A 15,951-nucleotide genomic window follows, 5' to 3' on the forward strand; every position below is an offset into this window, starting at 1 on the left:
CGCGAGGCGTCGTTCGCAATGAAACAGGCCACCCCAGGGTGGCCTGTTTCATATCTGGCGGCGGGAGGTCAGCCCAGACTCTCCCCCTCGTAAAGGGAGAAGCCCATGTCCTTGCACCGCTCGGGTAGCGCAGCCCCGCCGAGGCGGGCAAGCAGCATGATGGCGGCTTCGCGGCCGATGGCCTCGCGGGGGGTGACGATGCTCGCGAGCTTGGGGGTCATGGCGTGGCCGATGTCGAGGGCATTGCTGCCGGCGATGGCCACCTGCTGGGGGACCGGGATCCACCTGGCCTGGCACTGCAGCAGGGCGCCCACCGCCAGGTCGTCGTTGGTGCAGAACAGGCCGTCGAGATCGGGGAAGCGCGCCATGGCCTGGGCCAGCAGCTCTCCCCCCAGGGTGAAGCTGGAGGACTGCTCGGTCAGCAGGTGCTGGCCGGTCAGGCCGAAATCGGCCATCGCCTGGTAGTAGCCCTCCATCCGCAGCTGGGTCCGCACGTCGAGCCGAGCACCGAGGTAGATCACCTTGCGGCGTCCCCGCCGCAGCATCTCTGTTACCATGGCCCGGGCAGCCGCCCGGTGATCCATGCCCACCACCATGTCGATGGGGGAGAGGGGCAGATCCATGGTCTCCACCACCGGGATGCCGGCGGTGGCGATCATCTTGCGGGTGCGCTCGGTATGCTGGGTGTCGGAGAGGATGAGACCGTCCACGTTGTAGGAGAGGAGCGAGGCGACCTGCTCCTCCTCCCGCTCCGGGCTGTAGCCGTAGTGGGCGAGCAGGGTCTGGTAGCCGGCGGGCCGGGTCACCGCCTCGATACCGTGGATCACCGCCGAGAAGACCTGGTTGGAGAGGGAGGGGATCAGGATGCCGATCGCCTTGCTGGTGGCGTTGGAGAGCATGTCCGGCGCCCGGTTCGGGATGTAGCCAAGCTCCTCCACCGCCGCGGCGATGCGCTCGCGGGTCCCCTCGGCCACGGCAGACGGATCGCGCAGGTAGCGACTGACGGTCATCTTGGTGACGCCGGTCAGGTCGGCGATGTCCTGCAGGGTGGGGCGGCGCTTGCGGGTGTCGTTCATCTGGGGATCCGGCAGTAAATGTTACAGGTAACATTACCGTTTTTGCACAACAATGTCAGCATATGACGCCACCGGGAGGGTCGGGATGATCAGGGACAAGTGCTTCGTGGACGTGCGCTTCGAGCAGCAGGAGGTGGAGGGGGAGCAGTTTGAGGGGTGCCGCTTCATCGGTTGCCACTTCTCCTGGCTGGATCTGGCCGAGAGCCGCTTCGTCGACTGCAGCTTCTATGACAGGGAGCGGGAGCTGGGCTGCCTGTTCCAGGGCTGCGATTTGCGGGAAGCGAGCTTTCTGCGCTGCGATCTGACCCTGGCGGATTTCGGCCGCAGCCAGTGTCTGGGGCTGGAGATGCGGGACTGCCAGGCCATGGGCATCAACTTTGCCCACGCCAGCTTTGCAAACCGGATCACCGCCAGAAGCTACTTCTGCGAGGCCCATCTCACCGGGAACAACTTCAGCTACGCGAACTTCGAGCACTGCCTGCTGGAGCGGTGCGAGCTGAGTGGCAATCGCTGGCAGGGGGCCAGCCTGCTGGGGGCTTCGCTGGCGGGCTCGGATCTCAGTGGCTCCGAGTTCGGCCAGCTGGAGTGGACCAGCTTCAACCTGCAGGGCTGCGATCTGCGCCAGTGTGATCTGCCCGGGCTGGATCTGCGTCGGGTCGACCTCACCGGAGTGCAGATCAATGAAGAGCAGCAGCAGGGGTTGCTGGAGCAGATCGGGCTTGTCGTCTTCCCCTGAGTGAATGGAAAAAGAGGTAATTTTTCATCAAAGGACGTCGTCCGTGGCGGCAGTGCCCTTCACCATGAAAAAAGCCTGCGCAAGGCAGGCTATTCGTTGTGAGGATCAGGGGGTCAGCGTCTGGCCAGCCACTTGGTCGGGTTGATGGCCTCGCCCTGGTAGCGAATTTCGAAGTAGAGGCCGGCGCGCTCCTGTCCCCCGCTGTCGCCGACCAGGGCCACGGGCTCACCCTGTTCCACGTTCTGCCCCACCTGGCGCAGCAGTGACTGGTTGTGGCCATAGAGGCTCATGTAGCCCTTGCCATGGTCGATGACCAGCAGCATGCCGAAGCCGTCCAGCCAGTCGGCATAGACCACCTGGCCCGGCGCGACCGCCTTGACCTGGGTCCCTTCGCTGGCGCCGATCAGGGTGCCCTTCCACTTCAGCTCGGCGGTGCGCGGTGACCCGTAGGAGATGAGGATGGGGCCCTGGACCGGCCAGCGCAGGTTGCCACCCGTGCTGAGTCCGCCGTAGCCGCTGCTCGCCTTGGCGCTCTTGCGGGCGGCCGCCTGCTGCTCCGCCACCCTGTCTTGCTGTGCGGTGACTCTGCGCTGTTCGGCGGCGAGTCGTTGCTGCTCGCCGACCTGACGCTGCTGGGCGGCGATCCGCTGTTGCTCCGCGAGGCGCTTCTGTTCGGCGGCCAGACGCTGCGCCTCGAGGCGGCGCTGGCGCTCCTGCTCGGCCTTGATCTTGGCCAGACGCTCCCGCTCGGCCCGCTCGCGGCGCTCTTGCTCTTCCCGCTGGCGACGCAGCTCTTCCAGCCGCGCCTTCAGCGCCTTCTCCGCCTTGACCAGCTTGGTCAGTTTCAGCTCATCGTTTTGCACCGACTGCTGCAACTGGTTGCGCACCTTGGCGCGGCTCTGCTGGCTGGCCAGCAGGCTCTGGTGATGTTGTTGCTGCTCGCCGAGCAGGGTCTGGAGACGGTTCTCGGTCTCCTTGGTGGCCTGCTGGTTCTTGGCCAGCTTGTCGCGGGTGGCACGCAGGGCGTCGATGGCCTCGATGCGGGCCTTGTTGAGGTAGTCGAAATAATCGAGGGCACGGCTCAGTTTGGCCGGCTCCTGCTGGTTGAGCAGCAGTTTGAGGTAATCGTGGTTGCCCGCCTGGAAGGCGCTTTCCGCCTGCTTGGCCAGCAACTGCTTCTGATGCTTCGCCTGTTGCTCCAGCGCCAGCTTGTCCTGCTGCAGGCCGACCAGCTTCTGCTGGTTCTGCCTGAGCTGCAGCCTGGTCTGATCGAGCTTGGCGGCGGCGGCCGAGATAGCCTGCTCGTCGGCCTTGAGCTGGGTGTTGAGCTTGGCCAGCTCCTGCTTGCTGAGCTTGAGAGTCTGCTGTTGTTCCTTGATCTGGGACTGCATGGCGCCAAGCTGCTGATTGGCAGCCTGGGCCTGAGTACCGATCAGGCAAAAAAACAGCGCGCCGGCCAACAGGCCGACGCGACTGGTTTTCTGTGAAATAGCTTCGCATCCCCGCATGGGGCGGATTATTTCAGAATCATCAGGGGCTTGCCAGTCATTTCCGGCGGCACGGGAAGACCCATAAGAGTCAACATGGTGGGGGCCAGATCGGACAGTTTGCCGCCTTCCACCACCTCGGCCTTGCGACCGAAGTAGATGAGGGGAACCGGCAGATTGGTGTGGGCGGTGTGAGCCTGACCGGTCTCTTCGTCCATCATCTTCTCGGCGTTGCCGTGGTCGGCGGTGATCAGGCATTCGCCACCCACTTCGGCCAGGGCGTCGGTGACGCGACCGATGCAGTGGTCGACGGCCTCACAGGCCTTGACCGCAGCATCGAACACGCCGGTGTGGCCGACCATGTCGCCGTTCGGGTAGTTGCAGATGATGACGTCGTACTTGCCGCTCTTGATGGCGCCGACCAGTTTGTCGGTCAGCTCTTCGGAGCTCATCTCCGGCTGCAGGTCATAGGTGGCCACTTTCGGGCTGGCGACGATCTCGCGATCCTCACCGGTGAAGCAGGCCTCTTCGCCGCCGTTGAAGAAGAAGGTGACGTGTGCGTACTTCTCGGTCTCGGAGATGCGCAGCTGGGTCTTGCCCTGCTTGGCCAGCCATTCACCCAGGGTGTTCACCAGGGCGGTGGGCGGGTAGGCACAGGCGGTCTTGATGTCGGCCGCGTACTCGGTCAGCATCACGAAGTTCAGGGCCGGGGTGGCGGTGCGGGCGAAGCCGGTGAAGTCAGTGTCGACGAAGGCGCGGGTGATCTCGCGGGCGCGGTCAGCACGGAAGTTCATGAAGATCAGCGCATCGCCATCTTCCATCGGCGCAGCGTCGCCAATACGGGTGGCCTTGACGAACTCGTCGTTCTCGTCGCGGGCGTAGGCGGCAGCCAGGGCTTCGGTGGCGGACGCGGCGGTGAACTCGCCCTTGCCCTGGGTCATCAGGTCATAGGCCTGTTGTACGCGGTCCCAGCGGTTGTCGCGGTCCATGGCGTAGTAACGACCGATCATGGAGGCGAAGCGACCCTTGCCCAGGCGGGCAAACAGGGCGTCGAACAGCTCGATGGAAGACTGGGCACTGCGCGGCGGCACGTCGCGGCCATCCAGGAAGGCGTGGAAGTAGATCTTCTCGGCGCCACGCTTGGCGGCCATCTCGATCATGCCCATGATGTGCTCTTCGTGGCTGTGGACGCCACCCGGGGACATCAGCCCCATGATGTGCACGGCCTTGCCCTTGGTCACGGCGGCGTCAACGGCCTTGGCCAGCTCGACATTCTGGAAGAAGGGGCCGTCCTGGATGTCCTTGGAGATACGGGTCAGCTCCTGATAGACGATGCGACCGGCGCCGATGTTGACGTGGCCCACTTCGGAGTTGCCCATCTGGCCGTCCGGCAGACCCACGTCCAGGCCGGAGCCGGAGATCAGGGTGCTGGTGTAGTCACGGGCCAGGCGGTCCAGGTTCGGGGTCTTGGCGGCAGCGACGGCATTGTGCTCTTGCTTGGTGCTGTAGCCCCAACCGTCCATGATGACCAGAACCAGCGGTTTCTTAGCTGTTGACATAAGGCTATGTCCTCTCGGATAGGAATGAATTGCGGGAAGTGAAACTAGCGTAATATTACTACATCTGCCGAAATAGTCACCTGATAGCCAAGTCCCTCTCCAGCCTCGCTTTTTAACTGTTATCCCGCTGTTTTCGGCATGTTGCCGGCTTGTCTGCCGCGGCGGTTTTTCCTCTTTTGTCCCCCTCTTTTCAGCAGTGCGCATCCTTTCATTCGGCCCGGACGGAGGAGGAAGAATCTGCAGCAATCCCTGATGGGAGCTTGCTCTCGCTTTGCCGCCAAGATGGCTGATCTTATGCAGGCCCCCATGTATACTCGGGCCCTTGTCTTGGTCCCTGGATAGTAGAAGATGCAAGAGTATTTGGATTTCGCGGCCCGCAACCCGCTGCTGACCGCAGCCTGGCTGGGCCTGGCAGGCACTCTGGTGTATACCACTGTGCGTGCTCGTTTTTCTCCGGTGAAGGCAGTCAACAACCACGCCGCCACCCTGCTGATCAACCGTGAAAATGCCACCGTCGTGGATATTCGCAGTCAGGATGAATTTGCCAAGGGCCATCTGGCCGGGGCCCATCACCTGCCGCTCACCCAGATCCAGGCGAATAATCTGGGCCCGGTTGAAAAGCACAAGGATGCCCCCATCATAGTGGTGTGCGAGTCGGGGATGACCGCTGGTGGCGCGGGTCGCCAACTGAGCAAGGCCGGTTTCAAGCAGGTATATGTGCTCAGCGGTGGCATGGCCCAATGGCGTGCAGACAATCTGCCGGTGACCAAAAAACGCTGATTTAAGGGCCTGCGCCCACTCATTATCTTAAAAAGGAATCAAACGAAATGGCTGACGAAATCAACAATCAGGAAGTGCAACCGGAATTCCACATCCAGCGTGTCTACACCAAGGATGTCTCCTTCGAAGCCCCGAATACTCCGCACATCTTCCAGAAAGAGTGGCAGCCGGACGTCAAGCTGGACATGGACACCAAGACCAATGTCCTGGCCGACAGCGTCTATGAAGTGGTGCTGACCCTGACCGTCACCTGCAAGCTGGAAACCGAAACTGCCTTCCTGTGCGAAGTGCAGCAGGCCGGCATCTTCACCATCGGCAACCTGCCGGAGCCGCAACTGGCCCACTGCCTGGCGGCCTTCTGCCCGAACATCCTGTTCCCTTATGCCCGCGAAGCGGTGTCCAACCTGGTGAGCAAGGGTTCCTTCCCGCAGCTGAACCTGGCACCGGTCAACTTCGACGCCCTGTTCGCCCAGCATATGGCGCAGGTACAGGCCCAGCAGGCGACTGCGGAAGCCTGATAATGGCCGACCAGATCGCTATCTCGGTCCTGGGGGCGGGGTCTTATGGCTCCGCCCTTGCCATTTCTCTGGCGCGCAACGGTCATCCGACCCTGCTGTGGGGTCACGACCCCGCCCACGTCGCCGAGCTGGAGCAGGATCGTTGCAACAAGGCCTTCCTGCCAGATGTCCCCTTCCCGGCCGATCTGAAACTGACGGCGGATCTGCAGGCGGCGGTGCAGGCCGCGCCCGTGCTGCTGCTGGTGGTGCCGAGCCATGTGTTCGGTCAGGTGCTGGCACGGGTCAAACCGTTCCTGCGCCCGGATACCCGGATCGCCTGGGCGACCAAGGGGCTGGAGCCGGACAGTGGCCGTCTGCTGCAAGATGTTGCGCGGGAGGTGCTGGGGGATGCCATCCCGCTGGCGGTCATCTCGGGTCCGACCTTCGCCCGCGAGCTGGCTGCCGGCCTGCCGACCGCCATCTCGGTGGCCTCGACCCACGATGACTTTGCCGACGATCTCTCCCACCTGCTGCACTGCGGCCGCTCGTTCCGGGTCTATACCAACCCAGACTTCATCGGTTTGCAGCTCGGTGGTGCGGTGAAGAACGTCATCGCCATCGGGGCGGGTCTTTCCGACGGGCTCGGCTTTGGCGCCAACGCCAGAACCGCGCTCATCACCCGTGGCCTGGTTGAAATGCAGCGCCTCGGCGCCGCCCTCGGGGCCGATGCCAAGACCTTCATGGGGATGGCGGGGCTCGGGGATCTGGTACTGACCTGCACCGACAACCAGTCGCGAAACCGTCGTTTCGGCCTGGCCCTGGGGGCCGGCAAGTCGGTTGACACCGCCATGACCGAGATAGGTCAGGTGGTGGAAGGCTATCGCAACACCAAGGAGGTGCATCTGCTGGCGGCCCGCTGCGGCGTCGAGATGCCCATCTGCGAGCAGATCTTCAAGGTGCTGTACGAGGGCAAGAACCCGAAAGAGGCGGCTATCGCCCTGCTGTCTCGAGACAAGAAGGACGAGTAATCTGCCCGCCGCAGAATGCAAAAGGCCCCGCCAGTTGGCGGGGCCTTTTCTTTGCCGCGTGTCTAAGCCACAAGGGCGGCAAATCAGTAGTAGGAGTGATCGCCGCGCTGGTGCTCGGTGGCATCTTTCACGCCGTTGAGCTCGCCCGGGAATTTCTCCAGTAGCTGCTTCTCGATCCCCTCTTTCAGGGTGTAATCGACCATGGAGCAACCGTTGCAACCGCCGCCGAACTGCAGGATGGCCAGCTTGTCGTCGGTCAGCTCGACCAGGGTGACCTTGCCGCCGTGACCGGCCAGCATGGGGTTCACCTCGGACATCAGCACGTATTCGATGCGATCGATCAGGGGGGCGTCGTCGGCCACCTTGCGCATCTTGGCATTCGGCGCCTTCAGGGTGAGCTGGGAGCCCATCTGATCTGTGACGAAGTCGATGGTGGCGTCCACCAGGAAGGGGGCGCTCAGGGGATCGACCAGGCAGTCGAAGCCGCTGAAGGGCAGGTGCTGATCTTCCGGATCGACCGCGTCGGGTGGGCAGTAGGATACGCCGCACTCGGCATTCTGGGTTCCCGGATTGACCACAAACACCCGGATGTTGGTGCCATCAGGCTGCTTCTCCAGCAACTTGCGGAAGTGGGCCTGGGCGGTGTCGGAAATGCTGATCATCACTATCCTCATAAACCTGAGTGTACGACTAGGGTATTCATGATAACTCGCTTGGCTGGGCTTGGGTAGCGTGCCGATGGCGAGCTTGTGAGCTCGAGCGTATCAAGATCATGCCGCCATCGGTCTCGTTGGCCGGATCCCTTCCCGGTTATGTGGGGTGCCTGAGCGTACGGCAGATGGCCCACACCTCCACCGTGGTGACGCCGCTCTCATGGAGCAACCGGGTGAGCTGGCTGGCGGTGGCCCCCGTGGTCACCACGTCATCGAGCAGGGCCACGTGCCGGTAGTGATGGGGCGCTATCTGGAAGGCGCCGCGCAGATTGCGCCGCCGCTGGCCGGCGCTCAACTTGGTCTGTTGCGGCGTTGCCCTGACCCGGCGCAGCACGCGGGTGTCGCAGGGAATGCCGGTGAGCTCGCCGAGGGCGAGCGCTATCTCCTCCGCCTGATTGAAACCGCGCCACCACTGGCGCCACCAGTGCAGGGGGACCGGAATGATGGCCTGTGGCGGATCGTCGGCGTCGAGGTGGTCGGCCAGCAGGCGGGCGAGTAACGGGGCCAGGAGGATCTGGCCCGAATATTTCAGCCGGGGGACGAGCAGGGAGTAGGGGGTCTGATAGTCGCCGATCACCTGCAATCGCTCCCAGGGCGGCGGCCTGCGTTGGCAGCGTCCGCACAACAGTTCGCTCTCTCTATGTTGCTCCGGCAGTGGTGCCGCGCACAGCCGGCACTGCCTACCGTCCTGATGCAGGGACTGAAGGCACCAGGAGCATAGCAGGGGAGTCTCGTCGCAGGGCTGGCGGCAGAGCAGGCACAGACCCAGCCAGTCTGCCCGGCTGCCGAGGATCGGACTTGCTTTGCCGAGCAGCCGCTTTAACATGCAGGCTCCAAGCAGATAAACAGGGATCTTGAGTCTAGATGAGCGTATCGGTTGAGCGGTTTGGCCAGGGCCCGGACCTGGTGTTGTTGCATGGCTGGGGCATGAACGGAGCTGTCTGGCACGGCATTGCCAGCGAGCTGGCAGCCCACTACCGGTTGCATCTGGTGGATCTGCCCGGCTTTGGCAACAGCCCCCTGAAGGGGGGGAGCGAGTACACCCTGCCCTGGCTGGCAGAACAGGTGGCGGCCGTCCTGCCGGAGAAGTGCCATCTGCTCGGCTGGTCCCTCGGGGGGCTGGTGGCGAGCCAGCTGGCGCTGACCATGCCTGAGCGTCTCCATTCGCTCATTACGGTAGCCAGCTCCCCCTGCTTCATGGCACGGGATGAATGGCCCGGGATCGCCCCCAAGGTGCTGGCCGGTTTCAACCAGATGCTGGCGGGTGACTTCATGCAGACCATAGAGCGCTTCCTGGCTATCCAGGCCATGGGCAGCGAGCATGCCAGAAACGACATTCGCCAGTTGCGCCACTGGCTGGCGGAGCGTCCGGCCCCTCAGCTTGCCGCGCTGGAGGGGGGGCTCGGCCTGTTGGCCGAGGTCGACCTCCGGGAAGCGCTGGTCAACCTGGATCTGCCCTGGCTGCGCCTATACGGCAGGCTGGATACCCTGGTGCCCAAGGCGGCCATCCCGCTGCTGGACGAACGTTATCCCGCCAGTCGCAGCCGGGTGCTGGACAAGGCGTCTCACGCTCCCTTCATCTCCCATCCCGAGCAATTCGTCACCCTGTTGCGGCAGTTCATTGGCTGAGATTTGAGCGGAGGCTTCAATAACTCGTCAGGTTGGTGGATAATTAGCCAACCCCATAGAGGAGTGTGCCAATGCGTATCGAATCAGCCATGACGACGGGCGTGCAGGGATTCCAGCGGGCCGAGCAACTGGCCGGCCAGGCCTCCAGCCAGATCGCCCGTCTCAGTACGCCGGCGGGCGACCAGGTGCAGTTGCCGGACGAGCTGGTCAATCTCAAGGTGGCCGAAGTGCAGGCCGGGGCTTCTGCCAAGGTGATCCAGACCGCCAGCGACATGCTGGGCACCCTGATCGACATCCGGGTGTGAGATGAATATCAACGTCAGCCTGCCGTCGCTCATTCCCAACCAGCTGCAGCCGCAGACGGAATCGGCTCAGACTGACAACCGCCGCGCAGAGCTGGTGCCCCCCAGCCGTCAGGGCGAGGCATCCAACGCCGAGTCCGGCGTCGGCTCCCAGAAAGAGAGAACCCGCACCGCTCAGGCCAATCCCGCTGCCCAATCCCCGTCGACAAAAGAGAGTGGCCAGACCGGCCCCGTGACGGTGGCACACCGCTTTGTCGAGGCAACGGGGGAGGAGGGAGAGCGTCGCCAACGGCAGGATGCCGATCAGCAGGAACAGCAACAGCAGAAACAGCAGCGCCAGGTAGCTGCGCTTGTCGAGCGGGATCTCGAAGTCCGCAAGCACGAGCAGGCGCACCAAGCGGCCGGTGGCGAGCATGCGGGCAGCCCCAGCTACCAGTTTTCCCGGGGGCCGGATGGCAATCGTTACGCCACCGGGGGAGAGGTCGCCATCGACATCGGCGCCATCCCGGGGGATCCGGCAGCGACCATTGCCAAGATGCAGCAGGTGCGAGCCGCCGCGCTCGCCCCGGAACAGCCCTCGTCACAGGACTTGAGCGTGGCCCGTACCGCCTCCGCCAAGGAAGCCCAGGCCCGCAAGGAGCTGATGGTGCTCAGGCAGGACGCCATCGGCCCGCTCGGTGTCTATATGGACAGGCGCAATCAGGTGATCGCCCAGCACTACCAGCAGTCCGTGCGGCCGGCTTCTCCTCACCACTTCAGTCAGGACGTGTGATAAAACCCGCCCGGATGGCAGAGCAGAGATGAAAAAGCCCCTTTCGGGGCTTTTTGCATTTTCAGGGGCTTATTTCTTCAGCTTGGAGAGGGCGGCGGCGAAGGCATTGCCCATGGCGCCATCGGTCGGGGCGCTCTGACGGGGGGCCGGTTTCGGTTTGGGGTTGCCAGTGTGACGCGGCTCGGCCGGTTTGCGCGTCGGCTGACCGGCCTTCTCATCCAGACGCATGGTCAGGCTGATGCGTTTGCGCGGTGCGTCCACCTCCAGCACCTTCACCCGGACGATGTCGCCCGCCTTGACCACCTCGCGGGGATCCTTGACGAAGCGATCGGTCAGGGAAGATATGTGCACCAGGCCATCCTGATGCACGCCGATGTCGACGAAGGCGCCGAAGTTGGTGACGTTGGTGACTACCCCCTCCAGCACCATCTCGGGCACCAGATCGCTGATTTTCTCCACCCCTTCCTTGAAGGTGGCGGTCTTGAACTCGGGGCGCGGGTCGCGGCCCGGCTTGTCCAGCTCGCCGATGATGTCGGTGACAGTGGGGACGCCAAACTGCTCGTCCGTGTAGTCGGAAGGCTTGAGGGTGCGCAGCAGGCTGCTGTTGCCGAGCAGGCTGTCGACGGTCTGCTCCAGTTTGGCCAGGATCCGCTCCACCACAGGGTAGGACTCCGGGTGCACCGCCGAGCCGTCCAGCGGGTTGCTGCCGCCGCGAATGCGCAGGAAGCCGGCACACTGCTCGAACGCCTTGGGGCCGAGCCGGCTCACTTTGAGTAACTGCTGGCGGCTCTTGAAGGCGCCGTGCTCGTCCCGGTAGGCGACGATGTTCTGGGCCAGGGTCTGGGAGAGGCCGGAGACCCGGTTCAGCAGGGCGACCGAGGCGGTGTTCACATCCACACCTACCGCGTTCACACAATCCTCGACCACGGCATCGAGCCGGCGGGCCAGCTGGCTCTGACCGACGTCGTGCTGATACTGGCCGACGCCGATGCTCTTGGGATCGATCTTGACCAGCTCGGCCAGAGGATCCTGCAGACGGCGGGCGATGGAGACGGCGCCGCGCAGGGAGACGTCCAGATCCGGGAACTCCAGGGACGCGAGCTCGGAGGCGGAGTAGACAGACGCCCCGGCCTCGCTCACCACGATTTTCTGGGCCTTGGCGGCCGGGTAGCGCTCGAACAGGTCGCTCACCAGGCGGTCGGTCTCCCGCGAGGCGGTGCCGTTGCCGATGCTGATGAGCTCGACCCTGTGTTTCTGGCACAGCTCGCTCAGGGTCTTGAGACTCTGGTCCACCTGGCGCTTGGGTTCGAACGGATAGATGGTCGCGGTATCGACCAGCTTGCCGGTGGCATCCACCACGGCCACCTTGACCCCGGTACGGATGCCGGGATCCAGCCCCATGGTGCAGCGCATGCCGGCCGGTGCCGCCATCAGCAGATCCTTGAGGTTCATGGCGAACACCTTGATCGCCTCCTCTTCTGCGGATTCGCGGATGCGGCCGATGAGCTCGGTCTCCATCTGGAGCGACAGCTTGATCTTCCAGGTCCAGCTCACCACCCCCTGCAGCCACTTGTCGGCCGGGCGGCTCTGCAGATTGAGCTTGAGATGATGGGCGATGATCCCCTCACAGGGGCTGGTAGCCTCATCGTCGCCAGCGACCAGCGCCAGGTTGAGCATCCCTTCGTTGCGGCCGCGCAGCATGGCCAGCACCCGGTGGGAGGGGGCCTTGTGCAGGGGCTCGTCGTGCTCGAAGTAGTCCTTGAACTTGGCCCCTTCCTGCTCCTTGCCTGCCACCACGCGGGCGCGCAGGGTGGCGTTTTGCCACAGATAGCCCCGCAGCTTCTCAAGGAGATCCGCCTGCTCGGCGAAGCGCTCCATCAATATGTAACGAGCACCGTCGAGGGCGGCCTTGCTGTCGGTGATCCCCTGCTCGGCATTGAGGAAGCGGACTGCCTCCTGCTCGGGATCTTTCATGGGGTCCCCCAGCAGCAGGTTGGCCAGCGGCTCTAGCCCCGCCTCGATGGCCATCTGTCCCTTGGTGCGGCGCTTGGGCTTGTAGGGGAGGTAGAGATCTTCGAGCCGGGTCTTGCTGTCGGCCTCGTTCAGCTCGCGCATCAGTTCGGGGGTGAGCTTGCCCTGTTCCTCGATGGAGCGGAGGATCACCTGGCGGCGATCCGCCAGTTCGCGCAGGTAGCCGAGGCGGCTCTCCAGGGTACGCAGCTGGCTGTCGTCCAGACCGCCAGTCACCTCTTTGCGGTAACGAGCGATGAAGGGGACGGTGGCGCCTTCGTCCAGCAGGCGAACGGCGGCCTGCACCTGTTCCGGGCGGGCATTCAGCTCACCGGCAATCTGATGTTCTATTACGTGACTTTGCATCGAAGATCTCTTGGTCGGGTCCTGTCTAACTGGCCAGTGCGGGGCTATGTCGCCGAACAGGGGGTCTGTCCTGGCGATACTTTAGATACCTGCCAGGCCACTGCCGCGCGGGCCGGTTGGCGCCGCAAGGCGCCGAGTGTGAGCACTATATGGGCTCAGGTAACGGGATGCCACCCCGGCAGAGAGGGCAGTGAGCCTCCCCGGCTGACAGGCGTGGCTGGCCCATGCCGACAGAAGGGAGCCCGTCAGCGGTTCTGGTGATGGCGTGAAGCCGGCTTATTTGGGATAGCTGATCTCATTGACGTACCAGCAGGCGTCACCCACTGGCGTGCGGACCATGGCTTCGTCGCCGATCTCTTTCTTGAGCAGGGCGCGGGCCATGGGGGAGTCGATGGAAATGTAGTCCTTGCGGCCGAAGATCTCGTCGTAGCCGACGATGCGAAAGCGCTTGGTCTCGCCCTCGTCGTTTTCCACCTCGACCCAGGCGCCGAAGAAGACCTTGCCTTCCTGGGAAGGGGAGTAGTCGACTATGGTGAGCTCTTCCAGGCACTTGCGCAGGTAACGAACCCGGCGGTCTATCTCCCGTAGACGCTTCTTGTTGTACTGATAATCCGCATTCTCGCTGCGATCGCCGAGGCTGGCCGCCCAGGCCACCTTCTTGGTGACTTCTGGCCTCTCCACCCGCCAGAGCTGGTCGTGCTCCTGCCTGAGCCGGTTGTAGCCTTCACGGGTAATGAGTCTGGTTTTCATGGGGTTGTCACTCCCTGGCACGTTGCATCGTTGTGCTCGGGATCTTAGTCATTGCCGCTTTCCTGTCGAGCAAAAAGCGCAGAGGAGGTACACCCGTCAGGGAGGATATCTCCCCGTCGGACAACGATGGAGGGTAATAACCGGTAACATATTTATGCTTTGTGGTTGCAGGGGGGACCCCTAGTATTGAGGGGCAACAGAGAGGAGAGGTGGCAATGAGTCAGCAATACAAGGTTCTGGTGGTCGACGACGATCTGAAATTACGTTCCCTGCTGGAGCGTTACCTCACCGAGCAGGGATTTGTGGTGCGGGGCGTCGCCAACGGTGAACAGGCGGATCGTCTGCTGACTCGCGAGAACTTCAGCCTGATGGTGCTCGACCTGATGTTGCCGGGAGAAGATGGCCTCTCCATCTGTCGCCGCCTGCGCGAGGCCGGGAACCAGATCCCGGTGCTGATGCTCACCGCCAAGGGGGATGAGGTGGATCGCATCGTCGGTCTGGAGATGGGCGCCGACGACTACCTGCCCAAGCCGTTCAACCCGCGGGAACTGCTGGCCAGGATCCGCGCCGTGTTGCGCCGGCATACCGTCGAGCTGCCCGGGGCGCCCTCGGCGGCCGAGAAGGTGGTGAGCTTCGGCGGCTATCTGCTCAATCTGGCGACCCGTGAGCTCAGCCGCGATGGGGAACCGGTCTCGCTGACCAGCGGCGAGTTTGCCGTGCTCAAGGTGCTGGTGAGTCACCCGCGCGAGCCCCTCTCTCGCGACAAGCTGATGAACCTGGCCCGCGGTCGTGAATATACCGCCACCGAGCGCAGTATCGACGTCCAGGTCTCCCGCTTGCGCCGCCTGCTGGAGCAGGACCCGGCCCAGCCCCGCTATCTGCAGACCGTCTGGGGCCTCGGTTACGTCTTCGTGCCGGACGGTGAGAACGAATGAAGAAAGTGAGCAGCATGTTCTCCCGCATGCTCTGGTTTCTGGCCGCCGTGCTGGTGGTCTATCAGTTCGTCTCCTACGCCACCTTCTACAACTATCTGCTGGCACCCACCGTCAAGCAGATCAGTCACCTGCTGGCCAATCAGGTCAAGCTCATCTTCCCGGTGGACAGCAACCAGCTGGCCCTGAGCGAGGATGCCGAGGCGCTGGTCTATGTGGCGACCGGCAGCGACATCTATACCCAGAGAGAGGCGGAGCAGCACGGGCTCAATGACGCCAAGCCCTACCCCTATCTGGAGGAGAGCATCAGCCGAGAGCTGAAGGGGGAGACCAGGGTCAGGGTGGAGATCCAGGATCACTACATCATCTGGATCCAGCCGCCCCAGGCCAGCCAGATGTGGGTGCGTATACCCCTGACCGAGATCGAGGATGACGACATCGAGCCGCTCATCCTCTACATGAGCGTCCTGCTGGTGCTGACCCTGTTCGCGGCCTGGCGCTTTGCCCGCCAGCTGGTGCGGCCGCTGGAGGATCTGGAAGCGGGCGCCGTGGCGGTGGCGCGCGGCAACTTCCCCGATGCGCTGGGGGAGCAGGGCTCCCGGGAGGTGCGCCGGCTGACCCGTACCTTCAACCACATGTCCAGTTCCATCAAGGGGTTGATCGAGGAGCGCAACCTGATGATGGCCGGCGTCTCCCACGATCTGCGCACGCCGCTCACCCGTATCCGGCTGGCCACCGAGATGATGTCTTCCGAAGATGAGTACCTCAAGGAGAGCATCAATGCGGATATCGACGAGTCTAATGGCATCATCGATCAGTTCATCGACTACATCCGGCCGAACGAGGGGCTGGATGCCAGGCCTGTCGACCTGACCCAGCTTGTCCACGATGCGCTCCTGATGCAGACCGATCAGGGACTGGAAGTGGAGCTGCTGCTGCCGGAGGAGGCGGTACGGGTCGCCTGCCATCCCATCAGCATGCGCCGCATCCTCAACAACCTGTCGGGCAATGCGCTGCGTTACGGGGCTACCCGGCTGCAGGCCGAGCTCAGGGATGATGGTCATTGGGTAAGGCTGCGCCTGTCCGACAACGGTCCCGGGATCGCGGAGCAGGACTATTCCCGGGTGCTCAAGCCCTTCACCCAGGGCAATGTGGCGCGCACCGGCGGTGGCAGCGGCCTGGGGCTGGCCATTGTCGCCAAGATAGTCTCCCAGCATCACGGCACCATCAGGCTGGGACGCTCTGAGCTTGGGGGCTTGCTGGTCGAGATACGGCTGCCAAAAAATCAGCCGTTGGAGTGGATGGATTGAGAGA

The 15,951-nt window shown here is 63.6% G+C and carries 16 protein-coding genes; 9 read left to right on the forward strand and 7 right to left on the reverse strand.

Annotated features, from left to right (window positions below; translation table 11 throughout):
- Nucleotides 1-68: 68 nt before the first annotated feature.
- Nucleotides 69-1,076, reverse strand: a complete 1,008-nt coding sequence (locus tag BN1136_RS03230) for a substrate-binding domain-containing protein (protein ID WP_043763365.1) — start codon at nt 1,074-1,076, stop codon at nt 69-71.
- An 85-nt stretch (nt 1,077-1,161) separates the two neighbouring features.
- Here BN1136_RS03230 and BN1136_RS03235 point away from each other — a divergent pair, with 85 nt between their 5' ends.
- Nucleotides 1,162-1,812: a Qnr family pentapeptide repeat protein gene (locus tag BN1136_RS03235; RefSeq protein ID WP_043763362.1), complete on the forward strand. Its 651-nt coding sequence runs from the start codon at nt 1,162-1,164 to the stop codon at nt 1,810-1,812.
- Between the two features lie 113 nt (nt 1,813-1,925).
- Here BN1136_RS03235 and BN1136_RS03240 read toward each other — a convergent pair whose 3' ends face one another.
- Both BN1136_RS03240 and gpmM read right to left on the reverse strand, forming a co-directional pair.
- Complete coding sequence (locus tag BN1136_RS03240; RefSeq protein ID WP_043763359.1) at nt 1,926-3,320, reverse strand: peptidoglycan DD-metalloendopeptidase family protein; 1,395 nt, start codon at nt 3,318-3,320, stop codon at nt 1,926-1,928.
- Nucleotides 3,321-3,328: 8 nt separating this feature from the next.
- The gene (gene gpmM / locus BN1136_RS03245) at nt 3,329-4,858 is read right to left on the reverse strand and encodes a 2,3-bisphosphoglycerate-independent phosphoglycerate mutase (protein ID WP_043763357.1); all 1,530 of its coding nucleotides are present in this window, start codon (nt 4,856-4,858) and stop codon (nt 3,329-3,331) included.
- A 348-nt stretch (nt 4,859-5,206) separates the two neighbouring features.
- On the opposite strand from gpmM, the gene BN1136_RS03250 reads away from it, so the two are divergent.
- From BN1136_RS03250 to gpsA, 3 genes are read left to right on the forward strand one after another with little or no spacing between them, the layout of a single operon-like run.
- The gene (locus tag BN1136_RS03250; protein ID WP_042078414.1) at nt 5,207-5,638 is read left to right on the forward strand and encodes a rhodanese-like domain-containing protein; all 432 of its coding nucleotides are present in this window, start codon (nt 5,207-5,209) and stop codon (nt 5,636-5,638) included.
- 47 nt (nt 5,639-5,685) lie between these two features.
- Complete coding sequence (gene secB, locus BN1136_RS03255) at nt 5,686-6,156, forward strand: protein-export chaperone SecB (protein WP_010672547.1); 471 nt, start codon at nt 5,686-5,688, stop codon at nt 6,154-6,156.
- Between the two features lie 2 nt (nt 6,157-6,158).
- Nucleotides 6,159-7,163 (forward strand): NAD(P)H-dependent glycerol-3-phosphate dehydrogenase, encoded by a 1,005-nt coding sequence (gene gpsA, locus BN1136_RS03260; RefSeq protein ID WP_043763353.1) that lies wholly within the window; start codon nt 6,159-6,161, stop codon nt 7,161-7,163.
- Between the two features lie 83 nt (nt 7,164-7,246).
- Here gpsA and nfuA read toward each other — a convergent pair whose 3' ends face one another.
- Nucleotides 7,247-7,825 carry a Fe-S biogenesis protein NfuA gene (nfuA, locus tag BN1136_RS03265; protein ID WP_010672549.1) on the reverse strand — a complete coding sequence of 193 codons (579 nt, stop codon included), beginning with the start codon at nt 7,823-7,825 and terminating at the stop codon, nt 7,247-7,249.
- Between the two features lie 148 nt (nt 7,826-7,973).
- The gene (locus BN1136_RS03270) at nt 7,974-8,702 is read right to left on the reverse strand and encodes a ComF family protein (RefSeq protein WP_043763346.1); all 729 of its coding nucleotides are present in this window, start codon (nt 8,700-8,702) and stop codon (nt 7,974-7,976) included.
- A gap of 38 nt (nt 8,703-8,740) precedes the next feature.
- On the opposite strand from BN1136_RS03270, the gene bioH reads away from it, so the two are divergent.
- The 3 genes from bioH to BN1136_RS03285 all read left to right on the forward strand — a co-directional run bounded on the left by bioH (nt 8,741) and on the right by BN1136_RS03285 (nt 10,579).
- On the forward strand, nt 8,741-9,505 hold the full coding sequence (bioH, locus tag BN1136_RS03275) for a pimeloyl-ACP methyl ester esterase BioH (protein ID WP_043763344.1): 765 nt from the start codon (nt 8,741-8,743) through the stop codon (nt 9,503-9,505).
- Between the two features lie 71 nt (nt 9,506-9,576).
- Nucleotides 9,577-9,810, forward strand: coding sequence for a hypothetical protein (locus tag BN1136_RS03280; RefSeq protein WP_043763343.1), 234 nt, complete (start codon nt 9,577-9,579; stop codon nt 9,808-9,810).
- A 1-nt stretch (nt 9,811) separates the two neighbouring features.
- Nucleotides 9,812-10,579: a putative metalloprotease CJM1_0395 family protein gene (locus tag BN1136_RS03285; protein WP_043763340.1), complete on the forward strand. Its 768-nt coding sequence runs from the start codon at nt 9,812-9,814 to the stop codon at nt 10,577-10,579.
- 69 nt (nt 10,580-10,648) lie between these two features.
- Here BN1136_RS03285 and BN1136_RS03290 read toward each other — a convergent pair whose 3' ends face one another.
- Nucleotides 10,649-12,955 (reverse strand): Tex family protein, encoded by a 2,307-nt coding sequence (locus tag BN1136_RS03290; protein WP_043763337.1) that lies wholly within the window; start codon nt 12,953-12,955, stop codon nt 10,649-10,651.
- A 276-nt stretch (nt 12,956-13,231) separates the two neighbouring features.
- Nucleotides 13,232-13,705 (reverse strand): transcription elongation factor GreB, encoded by a 474-nt coding sequence (greB, locus tag BN1136_RS03295; protein ID WP_043763334.1) that lies wholly within the window; start codon nt 13,703-13,705, stop codon nt 13,232-13,234.
- A 215-nt stretch (nt 13,706-13,920) separates the two neighbouring features.
- On the opposite strand from greB, the gene ompR reads away from it, so the two are divergent.
- Nucleotides 13,921-14,640 carry an osmolarity response regulator transcription factor OmpR gene (gene ompR / locus BN1136_RS03300; protein ID WP_043763331.1) on the forward strand — a complete coding sequence of 240 codons (720 nt, stop codon included), beginning with the start codon at nt 13,921-13,923 and terminating at the stop codon, nt 14,638-14,640.
- A complete protein-coding gene (gene envZ, locus BN1136_RS03305; RefSeq protein WP_043763330.1) occupies nt 14,637-15,947 on the forward strand; it encodes a two-component system sensor histidine kinase EnvZ in 1,311 nt (436 codons plus the stop codon). Before ompR ends, envZ begins: the two co-directional genes overlap by 4 nt.
- Nucleotides 15,948-15,951 lie beyond the last annotated feature (4 nt).

This window comes from Aeromonas taiwanensis (genome assembly GCF_000820165.1).
Lineage (GTDB): Bacteria > Pseudomonadota > Gammaproteobacteria > Enterobacterales > Aeromonadaceae > Aeromonas > Aeromonas taiwanensis.

Excerpts from the sequence above, each read along its gene's own strand:
- BN1136_RS03230 (WP_043763365.1), bottom strand. The coding sequence starts at position 1,076 with ATGAACGACACCCGCAAGCGCCGCCCCACCCTGCAGGACATCGCCGAC.
- BN1136_RS03235 (WP_043763362.1), top strand. The coding sequence starts at position 1,162 with ATGATCAGGGACAAGTGCTTCGTGGACGTGCGCTTCGAGCAGCAGGAG.
- BN1136_RS03240 (WP_043763359.1), bottom strand. The coding sequence starts at position 3,320 with ATGCGGGGATGCGAAGCTATTTCACAGAAAACCAGTCGCGTCGGCCTG.
- gpmM (WP_043763357.1), bottom strand. The coding sequence starts at position 4,858 with ATGTCAACAGCTAAGAAACCGCTGGTTCTGGTCATCATGGACGGTTGG.
- BN1136_RS03250 (WP_042078414.1), top strand. The coding sequence starts at position 5,207 with ATGCAAGAGTATTTGGATTTCGCGGCCCGCAACCCGCTGCTGACCGCA.
- secB (WP_010672547.1), top strand. The coding sequence starts at position 5,686 with ATGGCTGACGAAATCAACAATCAGGAAGTGCAACCGGAATTCCACATC.
- gpsA (WP_043763353.1), top strand. The coding sequence starts at position 6,159 with ATGGCCGACCAGATCGCTATCTCGGTCCTGGGGGCGGGGTCTTATGGC.
- nfuA (WP_010672549.1), bottom strand. The coding sequence starts at position 7,825 with ATGATCAGCATTTCCGACACCGCCCAGGCCCACTTCCGCAAGTTGCTG.
- BN1136_RS03270 (WP_043763346.1), bottom strand. The coding sequence starts at position 8,702 with ATGTTAAAGCGGCTGCTCGGCAAAGCAAGTCCGATCCTCGGCAGCCGG.
- bioH (WP_043763344.1), top strand. The coding sequence starts at position 8,741 with ATGAGCGTATCGGTTGAGCGGTTTGGCCAGGGCCCGGACCTGGTGTTG.
- BN1136_RS03280 (WP_043763343.1), top strand. The coding sequence starts at position 9,577 with ATGCGTATCGAATCAGCCATGACGACGGGCGTGCAGGGATTCCAGCGG.
- BN1136_RS03285 (WP_043763340.1), top strand. The coding sequence starts at position 9,812 with ATGAATATCAACGTCAGCCTGCCGTCGCTCATTCCCAACCAGCTGCAG.
- BN1136_RS03290 (WP_043763337.1), bottom strand. The coding sequence starts at position 12,955 with ATGCAAAGTCACGTAATAGAACATCAGATTGCCGGTGAGCTGAATGCC.
- greB (WP_043763334.1), bottom strand. The coding sequence starts at position 13,705 with ATGAAAACCAGACTCATTACCCGTGAAGGCTACAACCGGCTCAGGCAG.
- ompR (WP_043763331.1), top strand. The coding sequence starts at position 13,921 with ATGAGTCAGCAATACAAGGTTCTGGTGGTCGACGACGATCTGAAATTA.
- envZ (WP_043763330.1), top strand. The coding sequence starts at position 14,637 with ATGAAGAAAGTGAGCAGCATGTTCTCCCGCATGCTCTGGTTTCTGGCC.